The organism is Caballeronia sp. HLA56 (genome assembly GCF_054655155.1).
Window position 1 is genome coordinate 201,413 of sequence record NZ_BAAHOB010000004.1, and the last position, 16,922, is coordinate 218,334.

13 protein-coding genes and 4 pseudogenes are annotated in these 16,922 nt (G+C 59.4%); 10 read left to right on the top strand and 7 right to left on the bottom strand.

Going from position 1 to position 16,922, the window contains the following annotated elements; genetic code table 11:
* Positions 1 to 69: 69 nt before the first annotated feature.
* Positions 70 to 1,256, bottom strand: a protein-coding gene (locus tag ACYQ47_RS16980) for an IS3 family transposase (RefSeq protein WP_459906095.1) whose coding sequence is annotated in 2 segments (ribosomal slippage) — positions 70 to 962 and positions 962 to 1,256 — 1,188 coding nt in all. Because the reading frame shifts where the segments join, the coding sequence is not laid out codon by codon here.
* A 319-nt stretch (positions 1,257 to 1,575) separates the two neighbouring features.
* On the opposite strand from ACYQ47_RS16980, the gene ACYQ47_RS16985 reads away from it, so the two are divergent.
* The gene (locus ACYQ47_RS16985) at positions 1,576 to 2,583 is read left to right on the top strand and encodes an AraC family transcriptional regulator (RefSeq protein WP_459906096.1); all 1,008 of its coding nucleotides are present in this window, start codon (positions 1,576 to 1,578) and stop codon (positions 2,581 to 2,583) included.
* Positions 2,580 to 3,611, top strand: a complete 1,032-nt coding sequence (locus tag ACYQ47_RS16990) for an SDR family oxidoreductase (protein WP_459906097.1) — start codon at positions 2,580 to 2,582, stop codon at positions 3,609 to 3,611. The genes ACYQ47_RS16985 and ACYQ47_RS16990 overlap by 4 nt, the downstream gene beginning before the upstream one ends.
* Positions 3,612 to 3,878: 267 nt before the next feature.
* On the opposite strand, the pseudogene ACYQ47_RS16995 reads toward ACYQ47_RS16990, so the two are convergent.
* The 5 genes and pseudogenes from ACYQ47_RS16995 to ACYQ47_RS17015 form a co-directional block, all read right to left on the bottom strand.
* A pseudogene (locus ACYQ47_RS16995) lies at positions 3,879 to 4,181 on the bottom strand (IS3 family transposase); the annotation flags it as partial.
* A gap of 4 nt (positions 4,182 to 4,185) precedes the next feature.
* Positions 4,186 to 5,581 (bottom strand): annotated as a pseudogene (locus ACYQ47_RS17000) (IS30 family transposase).
* Between the two features lie 78 nt (positions 5,582 to 5,659).
* Positions 5,660 to 5,902, bottom strand: a complete 243-nt coding sequence (locus ACYQ47_RS17005; RefSeq protein ID WP_459906098.1) for a hypothetical protein — start codon at positions 5,900 to 5,902, stop codon at positions 5,660 to 5,662.
* Positions 5,903 to 6,104: 202 nt separating this feature from the next.
* Positions 6,105 to 6,455, bottom strand: a complete 351-nt coding sequence (locus ACYQ47_RS17010) for a DUF1488 family protein (RefSeq protein WP_459906099.1) — start codon at positions 6,453 to 6,455, stop codon at positions 6,105 to 6,107.
* Between the two features lie 106 nt (positions 6,456 to 6,561).
* The gene (locus ACYQ47_RS17015) at positions 6,562 to 7,773 is read right to left on the bottom strand and encodes a tyrosine-type recombinase/integrase (protein WP_459906100.1); all 1,212 of its coding nucleotides are present in this window, start codon (positions 7,771 to 7,773) and stop codon (positions 6,562 to 6,564) included.
* Positions 7,774 to 7,921: 148 nt separating this feature from the next.
* Here ACYQ47_RS17015 and ACYQ47_RS17020 point away from each other — a divergent pair, with 148 nt between their 5' ends.
* From ACYQ47_RS17020 to ACYQ47_RS17055, 8 genes and pseudogenes are all read left to right on the top strand, one after another.
* Positions 7,922 to 8,938 (top strand): DNA-binding protein, encoded by a 1,017-nt coding sequence (locus ACYQ47_RS17020; protein WP_459906101.1) that lies wholly within the window; start codon positions 7,922 to 7,924, stop codon positions 8,936 to 8,938.
* Between the two features lie 82 nt (positions 8,939 to 9,020).
* Positions 9,021 to 9,296 carry a hypothetical protein gene (locus ACYQ47_RS17025; protein WP_459906102.1) on the top strand — a complete coding sequence of 92 codons (276 nt, stop codon included), beginning with the start codon at positions 9,021 to 9,023 and terminating at the stop codon, positions 9,294 to 9,296.
* Between the two features lie 73 nt (positions 9,297 to 9,369).
* Positions 9,370 to 9,652, top strand: a pseudogene (locus ACYQ47_RS17030) (HU family DNA-binding protein).
* Between the two features lie 371 nt (positions 9,653 to 10,023).
* Entirely contained in the window at positions 10,024 to 10,467 is a 444-nt protein-coding gene (locus ACYQ47_RS17035; protein WP_459906507.1) for an SET domain-containing protein, read from the top strand.
* 151 nt (positions 10,468 to 10,618) lie between these two features.
* Entirely contained in the window at positions 10,619 to 11,509 is an 891-nt protein-coding gene (locus ACYQ47_RS17040; protein WP_459906103.1) for a hypothetical protein, read from the top strand.
* Between the two features lie 459 nt (positions 11,510 to 11,968).
* Positions 11,969 to 13,123 carry a PDDEXK nuclease domain-containing protein gene (locus ACYQ47_RS17045; protein ID WP_459906104.1) on the top strand — a complete coding sequence of 385 codons (1,155 nt, stop codon included), beginning with the start codon at positions 11,969 to 11,971 and terminating at the stop codon, positions 13,121 to 13,123.
* A 535-nt stretch (positions 13,124 to 13,658) separates the two neighbouring features.
* Complete coding sequence (locus ACYQ47_RS17050) at positions 13,659 to 13,967, top strand: hypothetical protein (protein WP_459906105.1); 309 nt, start codon at positions 13,659 to 13,661, stop codon at positions 13,965 to 13,967.
* Between the two features lie 457 nt (positions 13,968 to 14,424).
* Positions 14,425 to 14,703, top strand: a complete 279-nt coding sequence (locus ACYQ47_RS17055) for an HU family DNA-binding protein (protein ID WP_459906106.1) — start codon at positions 14,425 to 14,427, stop codon at positions 14,701 to 14,703.
* An 871-nt stretch (positions 14,704 to 15,574) separates the two neighbouring features.
* On the opposite strand, the pseudogene ACYQ47_RS17060 reads toward ACYQ47_RS17055, so the two are convergent.
* Positions 15,575 to 16,821: pseudogene (locus ACYQ47_RS17060) on the bottom strand (MFS transporter).
* Positions 16,822 to 16,922: the final 101 nt, after the last annotated feature.

The window sequence follows — 16,922 nt, forward strand, 5'->3', positions numbered from 1 at the left end:
GCTACTCCGGCATGGCTGACCGTTTTTAGTCGTAGGGCGTGATCCTGCCTCGTTTCCACGTACAGCAAGTCATGCAGCGATCATCCTAGCCTCGTAATCGACGGGAGTGGAGAAATCGATAGAGGTGTGCAGGCGTTGTCGATTGTAGTAGCCCTCGATCCAGTCGACGATATCCAGACGAGCCTGCGCGCGCGTTTCGTAGCGAACCTGATAGATTCGCTCGACTTTCAGGGTTTTGAAGAAGCTTTCCATTGCCGCGTTGTCCCATGCATTAGCGCGACGGCTCATCGAAACGTTCATCTTGAAGTCAGCGGCCAGTTTTCGGTACGCCCGGCTTGCATATTGACTTCCGCGATCGGAATGTAGCAACAACCCCAGCGCGGGCTTACGGTGCCAGCACGCGCTGCGCAGTGCCTGGCAGACCAGTTCCGCGTTGATGCGCTCTGAAATTGACCAACCTACGATGCGTCGGCTTGCCAGATCCAGAATGGCAGCTAGGTATAGCCAACCTTCGCCGGTCCTGATGAACGTGATGTCGCTGACCCAAGCCTGATCGGGCTGCCAGCCGTCAAAACGACGATCAAGCAGGTTGGGGGCAACCGGTAAGCGGTGTGTCGAATCCGTCGTCACCCGATACGGGCGTTTATAGACCGGCCGCAGCCCTAGGCGTTGCAGACTACGGCGTACGCGTTCGGCGCTCGCCGGCTGGCCCTGGATCCTTAATTGCCTTACGATCCGAGGACGGCCGTAGCTGCCACGACTGGCCCGGTGAATCGCTGCCACCTCCCGATCAAGCGCGGCGTTGGCCTGCGCTCGCTGACTTGGCACGCGCTTACGCCACTGGCAATATCCGCTGCGCGACACCGTCAAGACGTGACACAGCCGAGTAACACTGTACTGGCCGCGGTGCTCGTCGATCCATGCGTACTTCACCGCGACCCCTTCACGAAGTACGCCGTCGCTTTTCGAAGGATCTCGATATCGAGTCTCGCACTGGCGAGCTCTTTCCGAAGTCGGCTGTTCTCCGCCTCAAGTTCGTTGATCGGGCGCGTCGATCGCGTGCTCTTCACTTCGTGACTGTCGACTTCGCCGATACTTTTAGCATTGCGACTGCGTCGACTCCAATTGCCCAAGGTTGCTACGGGCACCCCAAGCCTACGCGCGGCTTTGTGCTGCCCAACTGATTCGGCAAGCCTAATGGCCTCGACCTTGAACTCGTCTGTGTACTGCCGCTTTGGCACTAGCTTCTCTGACATTAGAACCTCCGTACAAACAGAAATTAGCAAATTTCTGCTGTATGTGAAATCGAGGCATGGTCAATCGCCGACGAGGTGAAAGTGCGTGCAAAGATCCGTCGGAAGTCTTGAGCCGCGGCTGCTGCTTTTCTGGCCAGCGCCGCAGCATGGTTGGTCACCAGGTCCACGTTTGCCGTGGATGCAGGCGCAAACGCCTAACCCCATTAAGGAAAACATAAAAAGTGGTCAAGCCGCCGATGTAATCAGGACGCGTCCCGAGCAGAGTCACTTTGGCGCGATCGGATTTTTCTGATTTGTCAGGAACGTCTATTCTGCAGTTATGACTGGCCCTAACACTTTTTCCATTCCGCCAGGCGCGCTCGCGACCCTCGATCTCTCACTTGAGCGGCTATGCGCGCGCGCGGGTGTCCCGGTATCCAATACCTGGGTGACGAGCGATTTTTTCCGGCTGTGGGATGCCGCCGACGAGGCGATAAGTGATCGGTCCGCGGGGCTGCGTTTCGGTGCAGAAGGCGTCGCGCGCGGTTACGCAGTTGCCGCGATCGTGGCACTCCACGCTCCTGACTTTCGACATGCACTCTCGGCGCTGGCCCGATATAAACGTCTCACTTGTCCTGAACTCGTGGAGGTAGCGGCGAAGGACGACGAGGTCAGCGTACGTTATCGCTGGCTCCAGGCAACAGGCGACGTGCCGCGCCTCCTGGTCGATACAACCATGGCGTCCCTGAGGGCGTTGGCACACCAAGGTACTGCAGGACGAGTGTTGCCCCTTCGTGTGGAGCTGACGCGCAGGCCCGCGGACGAAGTGCTCCTCCGCCGTCACTACGAATGCCCGATCGTTTTTGGCGCGCCGGACAACGCGATGGTATTCGAGCGGGCGGCGCTCGATACGCCCTTTATGACCGCTGATGGCGGCGCCTTTGCACGCGTGCTGAACGGGTTCGAGGCGCGCATCGCCCAAGGCGAAGGATTCCCGTTGATCGTCAGTGAAGCGCGCGTCGCCATCGCGCAGCAGTTACGTGAGGGGCACTATCCCCGCATCCGTGAAATCGCGCGCCGACTCGGCATTAGCAGTCGCACGCTTCAACGCCAGCTCGCCGCCGCCGGAACGAGCTACCAGCAACAGCTCGCGTCAGTAAGACGCACCATAGCAAGTCGTCTACTGGTCAACACCGATCTCGATGAGATCGCCATCGCCCTGCTGCTCGGCTTTGCAGAGCCCAATTCCTTTGCCCGGGCCTTCCGCTCGTGGGAGCGGACCACTCCGCAGCGTTGGCGTGAGCACCAGCCTGGGCATTCTCTACCTGCAACAAAGGAAAACCAATGAAACATCGTCAGCGCGTTCTCGTCACGGGTGGTTCGGGCTTTATTGCCGGACATTGCATTCTCCAGCTCCTGGAACACGGGTATGACGTTCGCAGCACGATCCGGTCACTGGCGCAGGAAGCGGCTGTGCGGACTGTCCTCGCGAACGCCGGCATGATTCGTGGCAACAACCTGAGTTTCTTCGCCGCCGATTTACTCTTTGATCAGGGCTGGGCAGAAGCCGTCCACGATGTCGAAGCGGTGCTCCATGTCGCATCGCCGGTGCGGCCAGGGCATGTCGAGAAAGAAGGCGACGTGATTGTTCCAGCGCGCGAAGGTACGTTGCGGGTGTTGCGGGCCGCACGTGCCGCCGGCGTGAAGCGCGTCGTTCTGACTTCGGCATTTCACGCAGTGGGCTGGGGGCACGGCCACGATGATCGTGTCTTTACCGAGCAAGACTGGACGAACCTGGATGGTTCGGGGGTTGATGCGTACGGTAAAAGCAAAACGCTTGCTGAGCGCGCGGCATGGGATTTTATTGCCGCGGAGGGCGGTACTATTGAGCTCACTACGATGCTTCCCGTAGCCGTAATGGGTCCGGTGATGGGCAGGGAAATCTCTGGCGCCAACCATATCATTCAGAGAATGCTCGATGGTGCCATGCCGGCGGTACCCAATCTGTTCATTCCCATTGTCGATGTTCGTGACGTGGCGCGGGCGCACATCCTCGCCATGGAGCATGCCAGCGCTGCGGGAGAGCGTTTCCTGCTTTCGAATGGGCCGGCGCTTGCGCTTAAAGAGATCGGCACCGTCGTCAGGGACAGCGTTGGTGCGAGCGGAAAGCGCGTACCCACACGCACTATCCCCGATCCAGTTCTGCGTGCTTTAGCACTTTTTAAGCCGGAACTTCGAGCGTTTGTCCCGGACCTTGGCTATTCGAAAAAGACTTCAAACGAGAAGGCGCGACGGATCCTTGGATGGGCACCGAGAATGCCCGCCGAAGCTATCGGCGCAGCGGCAAGGAGTATGGTCAACAAGCGTTTGCTCTAAGCCTGAACATCGTCCGAGGTCTTTACATTCAGCGTTTCTCGCGCGACATTGCCGGCGTATGGCCTCCCAAAGAGTCAACGCGCGCTTCGAAGCGATGTGCAGTCACTACCTGTTCGAGCCGGATTTCTGTAACCGGGCGGCAGGCTGGGAGAAAGGCATCGTCGAGAAGAACGTTCAGGACCGCCGCCGCAGATCTGGCACGAAGCAGCGCTACGGCGCTGGGAGACGTGAGCTTCCCTCGGTTTTTCGCCTTCCACGGGTCCCGAGTTATGCAGCAGCATCCGTGGTCTGCTGAGCGTTGATCCAGTTCTGCAGAAACTGAACCGGCGATACGAAGCCGAGCGACGAATGACGACGACTGCGGTTATAAAATACTTCCAGGTATTCAAACAAGTCTGCCATCGCTTCCTGATGCGTCCGGTAGCGAGTCGCATGGACGCGCTCGTTTTTCAGGCTGTTAAAAAAGCTTTCCGTCGGCGCGTTGTCCCAGCAATTTCCCTTGCGACTCATCGAGCAGCGCATGTCATATTCCGCCAGCTTGCGCTGGAAGTCATGGCTTGCGTACTGGGCGGATTCAACCGGTCGTCGCAAAACCGGATTGTTGGATAGATTTCAGGTACTCGTTTAGGGCTTTCGCAGGCGTTTTCCATCCAAGAGTTTTCCGCGGCCTTGAGTTCAACGTATTAGCAACGGCTTGGATCTCCCGAGCGTTCCATCGGGACAGGTCTGTACCTTTTGGAAAGTATTGTCGTAGAAGGCCATTGGTGTTCTCATTTGTACCGCGCTGCCATGGGCTTTGCGGGTCGGCGAAGAATACTTTCACGCCAGACTCGATAGTGAAGCGGGCATGATCGGAAAGCTCCTTGCCACGATCCCATGTCAATGACCGCCATAACTCAGCGGGCAAGTCAGTCACAGTCTTCTTAAGTGCGTTGGCCATCGTGACGGCCCCGTAGCCGGCTAGCGCAGGCCCGTTCTTCGTGCGAGGTATCAACCCGTAGCCTTTCTCTCGAGGTAAATGCACAAGCATCGTAAAGCGGCTCGACCTTTCCACCAGCGTCCCGATGGCCGATCGATTCAGACCGATGAGGAGGTCGCCTTCCCAATGGCCTGGCACCGCACGATCTTCCGCCTCTGCAGGCCGACTAGAGATCATCACCTGCTCACTGACATGCGCCCACGCCTTAGCACGCGCTCTTGCTCGAGGAACGCGCAACGCGCGCCCCGTGCGCAGGCAGCCCACCAGCTCGCGCTTGAGTGCGCCGTGCCCTTGAATATAAAGCGCTTGATAAATGGCTTCGTGGGAAATACGCATCGATTCATCATCCGGGAAATCCTGCAACCGATTGGCAATTTTGTTCAGGTGACCAGCCATTGACCCATGTTCGATCGCCGCGATGGGGCTTATTTCGACCCTTAAACGGTGCCTGCCTAGGCCCAGCAATCACACGGCCATCAGCGTCATGAACTTTGCCTTCCAGGCGTTCCTGTACATATTGACGCAGTTGTTCATGAGTTGCCAGCTTCGCTGGCTTCGGTCGTTTGGCGAATCGATCCGCCTTCCACTGCGCAACAGAGGCGCGATACTCGAGATACCCACTGCGTGTTGCTGCATTGCGCGTGAGTTCTCGCGAAACGGTTGATGGACTGAGTCCGATACGCCGAGCGATTTCGCGCACTCTAAGGCCTTGAACAGAGAGCAATGCTATCTCTTCTCGCTCAGGAAACGACAAGTATCGACCAGCGATAGGTTTTGACATGAATAGTGGCATGCCGCCACGATAGCGGAACCAGCGCGAGCCCACTGCTTGAGATGCGCCTACCGCCTCCGCTGCCTTCTCGCTTGTAATGCCTGTCGCAATATGTTGCCAAAAGCGACGCTCGATCTCGTTTCCAAGTGATGGCGCGCCCGGCGAGTACATCGCTCCTCTACCGGTCAACCGATACACTTGCTTTGCACATCGGACCATGCAACACCTCCTCGATTAAAGGTGTTGCGACGACCGGTTGAATCCGCCCTGTGTTCGGCTGCGATCGTGGAGCACGTGTTACTGGATGGAGCTCGCAAGTTGTGAGCGGAGCTCGAGAGCGATCTCTTCGAGCGTGTGCGGAATGCTGAGTTGAGCGTCGAGCGGGCCGGCGATGCTGTAGCCACCATTTCCGGCGGCGTCGACGACTATCAGAGCTACGCAGGCGGCGCCCGTTGCCTCTCTGACTTGTGCGGCGAGTTCGCTCAATTGTCCGGGTGAGCCCGGTGCATGCGCGATCACTTTGGGAACCTGGTTGCTCATGTTTTGAATCCCGAAAGATATAGGCAATTTGGCCCGCCGCGAAGAATCCGGTTTCGCGACGCGATCGATCCGCGACACCGGATGTCCGCCCAACGGGGAAGGGCAATGCGCACCCACCGAAAAATAAGGCACAGAGCGTCGCGCGGCGATCTCCCAAAGGAACGGCCGCGAGAGGGCGGTCGGCGACCGCAGAATTTTGCAACTAATCGTCTGCCCCGCGAACGACCTCCACAGCTGCGCCAGCAACACATGCCACTAGCGTGATCCAGATAGGACTCTCGCTCAGCCCGCGGGAGAAGTCGGCCGTCGTTAATTCGAGGCGCGTCGAGGGACGCGCGAGTAGCTTGCGATGCGCAACGGCGTGAATACGGTGGACACCATCGTGGAAGGTCTTCATCATCTTGGCATCATCCGCATCGGTTGGCAGCCAGAAACAGGCCTCCAGCGCGGCACGCACAATCATGCATTCGACCGCGCCGTTCTTTCCCGCTAGGACGAAGGTCACGCCGCGTCGGTTAGTCGAAATCTGTGCTTCAAAGTCAAGGGCTTCCATGGCGAGTTCATCGTGTTGCGCGGTCAAGCGAGTTTGGCATGACCTTGCCCGGTTTGGGAGACGTGCCGCTTGAACGGGCGCAAGACTCCGATGATGTCCGGTTCAGTCACCAGTCTACCCGGTGCTTTTCTTCGGTCTCTTGATGGCGCCGATCGTCGTCGACGTGCAAAAAGATGCTGGTCGTCGTTAGCGAGGCGTGTCCGAGGTTGTCGCGCACCATGCGCACGTCAACCTTTTGGTCGGCCATGTGCGATCCGGCGCTGTGCCTGAGCCAATGCGCGGAGGCCTTTTCAAGCAGATCAGCCCGCGAGCTTGCTGTATCGTCGCGCTCCCGCAGACGTTCGGCGGCGCCCGTGAACACGTCCTTGACGATGGCGTGCAGCGCCGCGCGCGTGAGCGGCGCGCACGTCTCGGTGCGTTCGTTCGACGCCGTGGCGCCGATCGGCAACACGAGCGGGGTGTCTTCGTTGGGCGATAGCAGGGCGCTCAAGCCGAGGTGCTGCCGATAACGGGACAGTTCCATCATCATCTCGCGCGTGGCCGGCACAAGCCGCTGCTTGTCGCCTTTGCCGTTCACGGTCAGCCACCAGCGCAACACGCCGTCCGCATCGTGTCTTACGAAGAACTGGCCCATGGTATTTGCGCCGACCTCCGCAATGCGCAGCCCGCCGCGATAGAGCAGGGTGAATAACCATCGGACGCGGTACGCGTGGGCTTTTTCCCGGTCCGTTTGCTTGGGCATCGTCGCAATGAAGTCCTTGACCTCCTGCCACACGCTCAGCTCCAGGTAACGAGTGATACGAGGCGCCGCGTGGCGCGTGCGTTGGCGTGAGAGCGACAGTGGATTGCCGGCCAGGTAGCCGGCCTGCACCAGCCACGAGAACATGACGTTCAGGATGACAGTCGCCTGGCGTTGACTGGACGGCGACAGCGGGCCGTAGAACGGCCGCCAGCGCGCGTCGCTGCGTGGATGCTTGCGGCCGCCCCCGGCCACCCACGTGCCGGCAGGCTGCGGGTCGGCCAGAAACTGCTGATAGCGCAAGCAGTCTTCATGGGTCAAAGAAGAGAGGGGTTTGCGCATCTCGACGACCGACCAGAGCAGGAGCCGTTCGGCTTCCTTGCGGTAATTCTCGAAGGTGGTTTTCGTGTCGACAAAGCGTGACAGCCTTGCGCGGATCGCGTCGAGGTCGTTATCGGCCGCAATCTGGGCGCGTCCTGTCACTGCCCGATTTAGCCCCGCGGAGCCGTTCAGCGTCGCTGGGATGACGATCGTTTCGAGCGGTGTCGGTTGCAACGCATAGGGCGGTGAGGTTGGCATAGGGGGCTTTCAAGTCATGTTCGTTTTGGCGACAGCTCAGCATAGGGTTCTCAACATTATGATATTAATGTCAAATTAAGTCGATTTGACAATGAGATTTAATGCGAAATACGTTATATTATTAACGGATTAATCTCTTTCTCCGTCAATGTCCGACGTCCTTTCCGACGAAACGCGCCTCGCCGCCGATATCGAGCGCCTCAAGGTCGAATTTCCCAAGACGCGCGAGCTCTATCGCGAGGTCTGCGCGCTGCTGTTTTTCCGCTTCGGCGTCCCGCCCACGGCCAATCGTCTCTACAACCTGGTTCGGCGCGGCACGATGAGCACGCCCGCGTCGGTGCTCAGCGAGTTCTGGGTTGAGCTGCGCGAGAAGAGCCGGGTCAGGATTGAGCATCCCGATTTGCCAGCCGATTTGAGCGACGCTGCAGGCGAATTGGTCGGAACACTGTGGACGCGAGCGGCTGCCTCCGCGCAGGCCGAACTCACGTCGCTGCGCGATGAGGTCGAGGCGCAGCGCGCGGAATCTACGCAAAAGCTCGTCGCGGCTCGTGAAGAACTCGGTCGGACGGAAACGGCGCTGGAGCAGCGTACCGCGGCGCTGCTGGCGGCCCAGGTTGAGATTCGGGAACGGGAGCGGCAGGAGGCACAAGAGGCCGCCACGCGTAAATCGCTCGAGGCGCAGATCGAGCGTCTCAGCGAAGAGGCGCTCGCGCGCGAGCGGGAACTGGAGAAGGTGCGCGACACGTTCTCGCGTGATTTGGAGAAGCTTCGCGAGACCGCGAGCCGTGCCGAGGAGCGCTTGCGCGCGTCGGAAAAGCGAGCGCTTCTGGAAATCGATCGGGAACGCAGCGCCACAGCGAAGGCTCAGAAAGAATTGGCCGAGGCGGCCAAGCGGGCAGACAAGCGAGAGGCCGAGCATCGTCGCACCGTCGAAGCGCTGCAGGAGCAGCAGGGTGACGCGCGCCATCAGACCGGAATGCTCCAGGGCAAGCTCGCGGCGCTCGAATTGGCACAGAAGTCACTTCAAGAACAGTTGAAGGCGCTGCGCCCAACGGCGCGCCCGTCAACACGAAGTGTACCCACCGCCGAAGCCAGTCTGCCCGCCAGGCGAGCCGCCCGAAAGGCCGTGGCTGGCAAAACGGCGAGCGTGAAAGTTCGCCCGTAGATCATGATTGGATCGCGCCTGCGGTAGGCGCAATCCAAGGCCGAAGGCGCGCGGTGCGCTTGGTCGGAAAAGGAGCGAACAGATGAGAAGATCGGCAGAGAACAAGCTGCGAGTGGTCGCGGTGCGGATCGACCCCGTCATCGAACAGCGGTTGCGGGTGCTGGCCGAGGCCACGGGGCGGAAACAATCGTTCTTTCTCCAGCGGATGATCGCAGAGGGCATCGAGGCCATGGAGGAAATCTGGCTGTCGCCGGACACGCTGGCGAAGGTTAGAAATGGTGCTCTGCCCGAACTGCTCGCCGCACAGAGCACCACCTCGGATCTGTTCGATCTGGATGCGACCGACGCAGCCTTGTAGCAGCGACGGTCGCCTGTTTTCGCAGCGGTTCGGTGAGATCACATTCGTTTTCAATAGAGAGGAAGAGACGCCAATGAACAAGCAGGAACTGATTGACGCGGTTGAGTCGAAGTCGGGGTCGAGCAATGCCACCGCAGAAGAGGCGATCAAAGCAGTGTCTGAGACGATTTCGAAAACGGTGGCCGCGGGAGACACCGTTCAACTGATCGGCTTTTGATCGTTCGGGACCGGCGAACGCGCCGCCCGAACCGGCCGGAATCCTCAGACCGGTGAGTCGATCGAGATCGCGGCGGCCAAGACGGTGAAGTTCTTCACCCGCGGGGAAGAGCTTTAAGGACGCCGTCAACCACGCGTGAGCGCAACGGAAACCGGGCGACACGCAACGGCGTAGGCGCCAGCTTGCCGTCGCGTCACCCGTTCGATGGGGTTGCGCTTGGTCAGAAAAGCTGAGTCTCGAGCGGTATGAGGTTCACCCATTTCACCGCAGTGCGGCGCTCCTGTCCGTCTGGGTGAATGGAGCGAATCATGACACGTTTGCCCGCGCGCTTCGCCCAGAACTTCCGCAATCCGATCCTCATAGCGCACCAACGTGCCGCGCGCCGGCTTGCGTTTAAGTTTCGTGCGACGAGGCGGAGCGGACATTTCTAGACTGGCTGACATGATGATGCGATTATGCCTGTCGTCACAAAAGCGCAGTTTTTTGTTACCTTCTCACACCAACTCAACCATGCGCCGCATTGCAGTCCGTCACTCGCCCATTCATGGTCGCGGTGTGTTCGCCGCCGTGACGATTTCCGTGGGTGATCCGATCCTCGAGTACAAAGGCGAAGTCATCTCAGCGAAAGAGGCACAGCGCCGGTATGAGCGGTCCACCGCCGAAGACGGGCATACCTTCTTTTTCGGGCTCGACGACGGACGCATGATCGATGGCGCACAAGGCGGCAACTCCGCGCGTTGGATCAACCACAGTTGCGCGCCCAACTGTGAAGCCGAGCAGGAGGGCGACCGGGTCTTCATCCGGGCGACACGCAAGATTGACGAGGGCGCAGAGATCTTCATCGACTACGCGCTGGATGTCGAAGGGCGCCGAACGCCGGCGCTCAAGCGCCTCTACGCATGTCGGTGCGGCGCTCGCCGCTGTCGAGGCACGATGCTAGATGCGCGTCGGTAGGCTACTTGTCGTGAGGCGCACCCGGCACCAGGTGATTCATGCCAAGACCGCCGAAAAGGAACGGCGACCGCTTCCTCGACGCGTGGAAATGGATTAGCCTGACCGCTCCTAATCAACGACATTCCTGAGTGCGACGACGATGCAGCAAAGCATGCAACAACTCGATATATTTGCCGACAGCCGTGACGTGGTACTGCGCAATGACGTCGTGGAGCAATTGCAGCGTCGCGATGCGGTAGAAGCGCGAGCCTCGCTGACGCATCTCGCCGATGAATACCCTGACGACAGTGCGCTGCCTGCGATGACCGTGCTTGTTCGCGAACTCGAGAACGGTTCAAGCCTTCCCCTGACTGACCACGCGGAACTCGCCGTGGTGCGGCGACACCTCGAGGATCATGCGATGCCTGCGGCCCAGCGGGTGATGCCCGCACAGGACGCTCATGCGTGGTCGACACCGTGTTGGCGCTCGCTCGCCCAGCGCGCTGCCCCGCTGGCATTTTGCGGGACCGACACAGAAAGTCACGCCGCGCCGCTATGGCTTCGCGCAGGGGACTGGGCGGCGGCCACTGACGCCGTCAACACGATCGAATCGTGGTGGCGCATCCCGTCGCCACTCGCCTGGATGGCCGAGGCGCGCTATCGAGCAGCCGGTCTCGATGCGGCGTGGCCGCTGTTAGCGGAATTGGCGTGGCTCGCACCGTCACGGTTCGCCACATTGATTGCCGGGCTCCAGGACGCTTCGCTGGAGGCGCTGCGTCGGCGCTTCGACGCTGAGTTTTCCGGCACAGGCGAAATCGAGGACTATGTTTGGTTTCCGGCCTGGCTACTGGTTGTCAAGCCAGCGCTCGTGGGTCGGCTGGGGGAAGCGCGCGTGCAGCGAGAGTTATCTGCGTCGCGTGCCACGGCCTTGCTCGGGGAGATTTTGCGTCGTGAACATGAAGGCGACCAGCAAGAATTGGTGGCCTTACGCGAAGGACTCAGCCGGTTGCATACGGGCCTGTCTGACGCATACATGGCAACACGGAAAGTGCAGCATCGATGACCGGAGCCGCTCGCTTCACCGGCATGACCTTCACTTGCGAGCCAGCGGCCTTCGTAAGAGGCGAGTTCGCTGAATTTCGTACCGTGCTCCCTTCGGCTGGATCTCGAAGCGCCTCCGACGAGCTGCCTTTGTCCGCCTGCCGAGCCACCATCACCCACGCGGCGCGGACAGCGGGAGCTGCGCGTAAAATACGAGGTCAACCGCACGCATGGGAACGGACTTGAACCGGTGCCACCCAGCGAACGGTTCGAGGTCCCCTAGGATAGGCAATAAATAGCGTTAGAAAATTAGAGGGACTCGGGTGTACGGGATGGCCGCGTCCGGCGAAGTGCGGCGAGAAAGAGGCGTTGAGGTGTGCGACGGTCGTTCATCGCGTATGCTTTCCAGCTTTGTGCACACTCAACATTGACGACCGATTGGCTCGCTCCCCCTCCAAAGAGACGCGTGGAAACAAAAAAGATGAACGATGTGCTCGTGCCTGAAGGCGCCTACAGGGACACGCTCAGCGATGTGGTCGCTCTCCTGGAAGACGGCCGGGGTGCCGCAGCGCGGAGCATCAATGCACTGATGACTGCGACCTATTGGTTGGTCGGCCGTCGGATTGTCGAATCGGAGCAGGGCGGGCAGGGGCGAGCTGAGTACGGGCAGGCGCTCTTGCAACGCCTGTCAGCGGATCTGACGAAGCAGTTTGGAAGGGGCTTTGGCGCTGACAATCTGGAACTGATGCGCCTCTTCTACCAGAGCTATCCGCCAAGCGAGATTACCGAATCGGTGATTCGGAAATCTACGACCCGCGCCTCGCGAACAAAATCCGAATCACCGATTCGGAAATTCTCGCTCCAGCAGTTGGCTGAACGTTTTCCATTGTCCTGGACGCATTACGTGCGACTAATGCGACGGACGCGATCGCCGGAAGAGCGGTCGTTCTACGAAGGCGAAGCGCTGCGTGGTGGATGGAGCGTGAGACAGCTCGAACGCCAGATCGGCAGTCAGTTTTACACCCGCACGTTGATGTCCAACGATAAGCGCGTAATGCTCGCCAAGGGCCGCGTCGCAGCTCCGGGCGACACGATGAAGCCCGAAGAAGCGATCAAAGACCCTTACGTTCTCGAGTTCCTTGACTTGAAAGACGAGTATTCGGAAAGCGACCTTGAAGACGCCCTCATCCACCGGCTCGAGGACTTTTTGCTTGAGCTGGGCGGCGACTTCACGTTCGTAGGGCGGCAACGGCGATTGCGCATCGGAGACAGCTGGTTTCGTGTAGATCTGCTCTTCTTCCATCGACGACTGCGCTGTCTCGTAATCATTGATCTCAAACTGACCGAGCTGAATCATGCGGATGTCGGGCAGATGCACATGTACTGTAATTACGCGAAGGAACACTGGACACTGCCGGGCGAAAACCCGCCAGTCGGCCTGATCCTTTGTGCAAGAACCAACGAAGCGATCGCACGCTATGCGCTCGACGGCCTGCCCAACAAGGTGCTTGCTGCCGAGTACCAAACAGTGCTTCCCGACGAAAAATTGCTCGAGGAGGAGTTGGCGAAAACCCGTAGGGAATGGGAAGCGCAACATCCCATTTTTCTCGACGGAGGCGATCGCTCTCCGGACTGACAGACCGCTAGCAGAACTGTATCTGCTTGCTGCTCCCAATGCATTAGTCGTTGGTCTCTTGGTCGGCGCAGCGCAACCGATCCGAAAACGCTCATCCGCGCGGCGCGAGATTACGAGGCGACGCAGGCGCAGTTTGCGATGGAGTGTGCCCTGTCCGCGCTGCATTGATGGAGGCCGGCTACGGCTACGAAATCCCGGTAATTGACGTCGTCGATGCCTAGATGCCCCCGTTGCCGCGGCGCTCGCGGGTCGCTTTCCGAAAGCAACGGTGGACGATTGCGTGCGACGCCTGATTCGCAGTGCGGATTCGCTGGTGGGGCGAGCGTTGCACACGCGCATGGAAGCCGCCGGGCCCTGAAAAAGAGGAAGGGTATCAGCCGATGCAGCGCTTGCTCTGCTCACGCCTTCGCGTGATCCCGGCATGGCCCCATCGTTCACAGCCAAGACCCCCAGGCCGGTTACGCGCCCGCATCCTTCCTTGATTCCTCGAGAGCCTCGATACGCTGGTCTCAATGGATCAGGAGATGCACACCGTATGAAGTCAATCGCAGTTGACCGAAAACATCACGTCCCCGCTACTTCGCCCGACGTGCTCAAGCGAACCTCCCTAGAAGCTGATCGTGAACTCGCTCATTTACGGGAAGTGGTGACGGCAGTACGTACAGCATCAGCTCCCTTGCCGATAAGCGTTCGTTACTGGAAGGCACGCCTCCATGAGCTTCGCATCGCCTACGCGTTGCTTCCCGTCCAAGTTGCTCGGCTGTCCGTACTTGAGCTTGACGTCGAAGAGCTCGCACAGAAACAGGTGGACGTCGGCGTGAGCGACGAACTCCGCGTGGCGTAGGTGCGCGGCGCCCATTGAGTTATTGAACAATAAGCTTTACGCAGTACTAAGGAGCAGAACCGTCAGCCGACCGAATGGACTCGCGCTCCGACGACGTGTGTCGCCAGTGGCAAGCCACCGCCATTAAACGCAATGGTGATAATACGACTTATCACCATTGAATTTGGATTGAGCGCCCATTTGTGGGTCGCGAGGCTAAATACCAAACTTCCCAACGTAGTCAAGCGGTATGCCAGACGCCTGAAGGCTATGCTTGCAATGAACGAGGCTCGGCGGCAAGCCAATTTAGAGGTCCGTTGCCGTTAGCTAGGCGGAGAGGGAGGCACCAACTGCTGTTCAAAAGCACGCCACACCTCGTGGATGTCTCACCAATGTGTATCGATTGATACGCGAGCTATGGTTCGCCCGCCTTCAAGGTTCGGTATGATGACGCTCAACCACTTTGGAGAGAATCGCAATGAACAAGCAGGAATTGATCGATGCCGTCGCGACACAGGCAGGGACGAACAAAGGTGCCACGGAGGAAACAGTTAATGCGGTGTTAGCCACAATTTCAAAAGAGGTCGCTGCGGGCAACGCCGTCCAACTCATCGGTTTCGGCACTTTCGGCAGCGGTGAGCGCGCTGCGCGCACCGGACGCAACCCAGCAACCGGCGCAACAATCGAGATCGCCGCAGCCAAGACCGTCAAGTTCACGGCGGGAAAGAGCTTCAAGGATGCCGTCAATCAAAGCTGAGCAAGCGACTCTCACGGGCGCTTGATCAAAACAGCTGACTCTCAAGCGGTAGGAGATTTGTCATCTTCACTGCCGTCAGCCGTTCGCGTCCATCGGGGTGAATGGATCGAATCATCACGCGCTGACCGCGGGCTTCGCCCGAAATCTCGACAATGCGATCCTGATAGCGGGCGAGTGTTCCGCGCGACGGTTTTCGCTTTGTGCGACTGCCGGTCGATGAGAGCATGAAAGGAATAGTAGGATGCGTCGATCTCATTATGCCAAGCTCTTGGTCGGCCGCGTGAATTCTCGACTGGCTGGACACAATCAGCTCATCTTTTAAATGCCGACACGTCGTTTCGTTGTTCGTCGCTCGCCTGTGCACGGTCGCGGTGTCTTGACGAACCTCGCTCCAACGGGCGTTGGCACGCCGTCGTTTGAAAGTCGGATTTTTGGAGTTGGGACCGAGTCTTCACCCAAGTCGGCCGTGCGAAAGCCGCTGCGTTAAGTGTTTTTTTATTGAGTGCAACGGTCATTCGCTCGCCGCCGTCGACGTCGGATCATCGGCCTTTGCGGTCGTTCGACCTTCAGGAGCCGGGCGGCTGCTGGTCGTCACCTTGCGGTCGTTAGCCGTGCGGTGGTGACGATACGTTAGCGTCCAGAAAAACTGAATGAGTCTTCGCGACCCAATTCGGCCGTCCAACCTCCGCTCCTTTCGATGACGGCTTCCAAAGGTACTGCGGACGATTGACCAGGCGAGAATGCAGCGCAGTCGCCCGTTATCGGAGTTGACTTGCTCAAGATAGCCTTGCCGGATGCGAAGACGCGACGACAAAAAGCACCGGGCCATTCACATCATGTCCGATACTTGCCGCCGCGTCGCTCCATCGCTTCACGTGTGGAGCGCCTTAACACGTACCGGTTGTGAAGAACGCCGCGCGCCGATCAAAAGCAGCGCTGCCAATACGACGACACCGCTTAGCAGAATCAGTCCGGCAACGCTAGATCCGAAGCTCGCGTCGGCCCACGCCTTCAGGTTCGGGGAGACGAAGTTGCCGATGTTACCGATAGTGTTGACCATCGCGACGCCGGAGACAACCGCCATGCCGCCGAGGTAGTTCGTGAGCATCGACCAGAAGATGGGCTGGACAGCCCAGAGGCCCGCTACCGCGAGACACAAGGCGATCATCGATACGAGCGGTGACGCGCCCGCCGAGATGAACATCGAGATCGCAGCGACCAGCAGGCTCGCGCAGCCATAGACCACCAGCCTGTTTCCGCGTGCCGCCCATCTCGGCACGGGAAAGGTCGCGATGAGCGCGCAGGTCCACGGAATGGCAACGACGAAGCCCACGAGCGCATTCGGTCCAGTACCGAGCAGCTTGCCCACGAAGGTCGGAAGGTAGAACACGACCACCGACACGCCCATCTGAATTAGAAAGAAGATCAGGCCAAAGTACAGCACGGTCCGATCGGAGAGTGCGGAACCAACGCCGTGTGGGCCATGTGAAATCTTCGCCGATTGCTCCGCCTCGAGCAAAGCAAGCAGCTCGTGCTTTTCATCGGAATCGAACCAGCTGGCGTCGGCCGGCTTGTCGTCGAGATAGAAGTAGGCCCACACGCCAACCGCAGTCGCCGCCAGCCCTTCGAGCATGAACATCCACTGATAGCCTTGCAATCCGAGCATGCCGTCGAAGCGCAACAGATGACCCGATAGCGGCGAACCGAGCATGAACGCAAGCGGTGCGCCGAAGTAGAAGAGACCCATGACCTTCACACGGGTCCAGTCCGGAAACCAGTAGGTAAGATAGAGGATCACGCCGGGAAAGAAGCCCGCCTCGCACGCACCCAGAATAAAGCGCAATGTGTAGAAGCTCGTCGAGCCCTGCACGAACATGGTAGCTGCCGACACGAGGCCCCACGTCACCATGATCCGGCACATCCAGGCACGCGCGCCCACCTTGTGCATGGCGAGATTGCTCGGGATTTCGAGCAAGACATATGCAATGAAAAAGATGCTGGCGCCGAATGCGAACGCCGCATCGGAAATGCCGACTACATCATGCAAGGCCTGTTTCGCCAAACCCACATTGGCGCGGTCCAGGAACGCAAGCACGTACATAGAAGCAAAAAGGGTATGAGCCGTTTGGTCGATTTTTGGACAGCGCGGTCGGCACCGTCGCGCCGTCGATGGCGACTTCCATGATTGTTTCTTCCAGTGAGGTCGGTCCGCGTGCCGC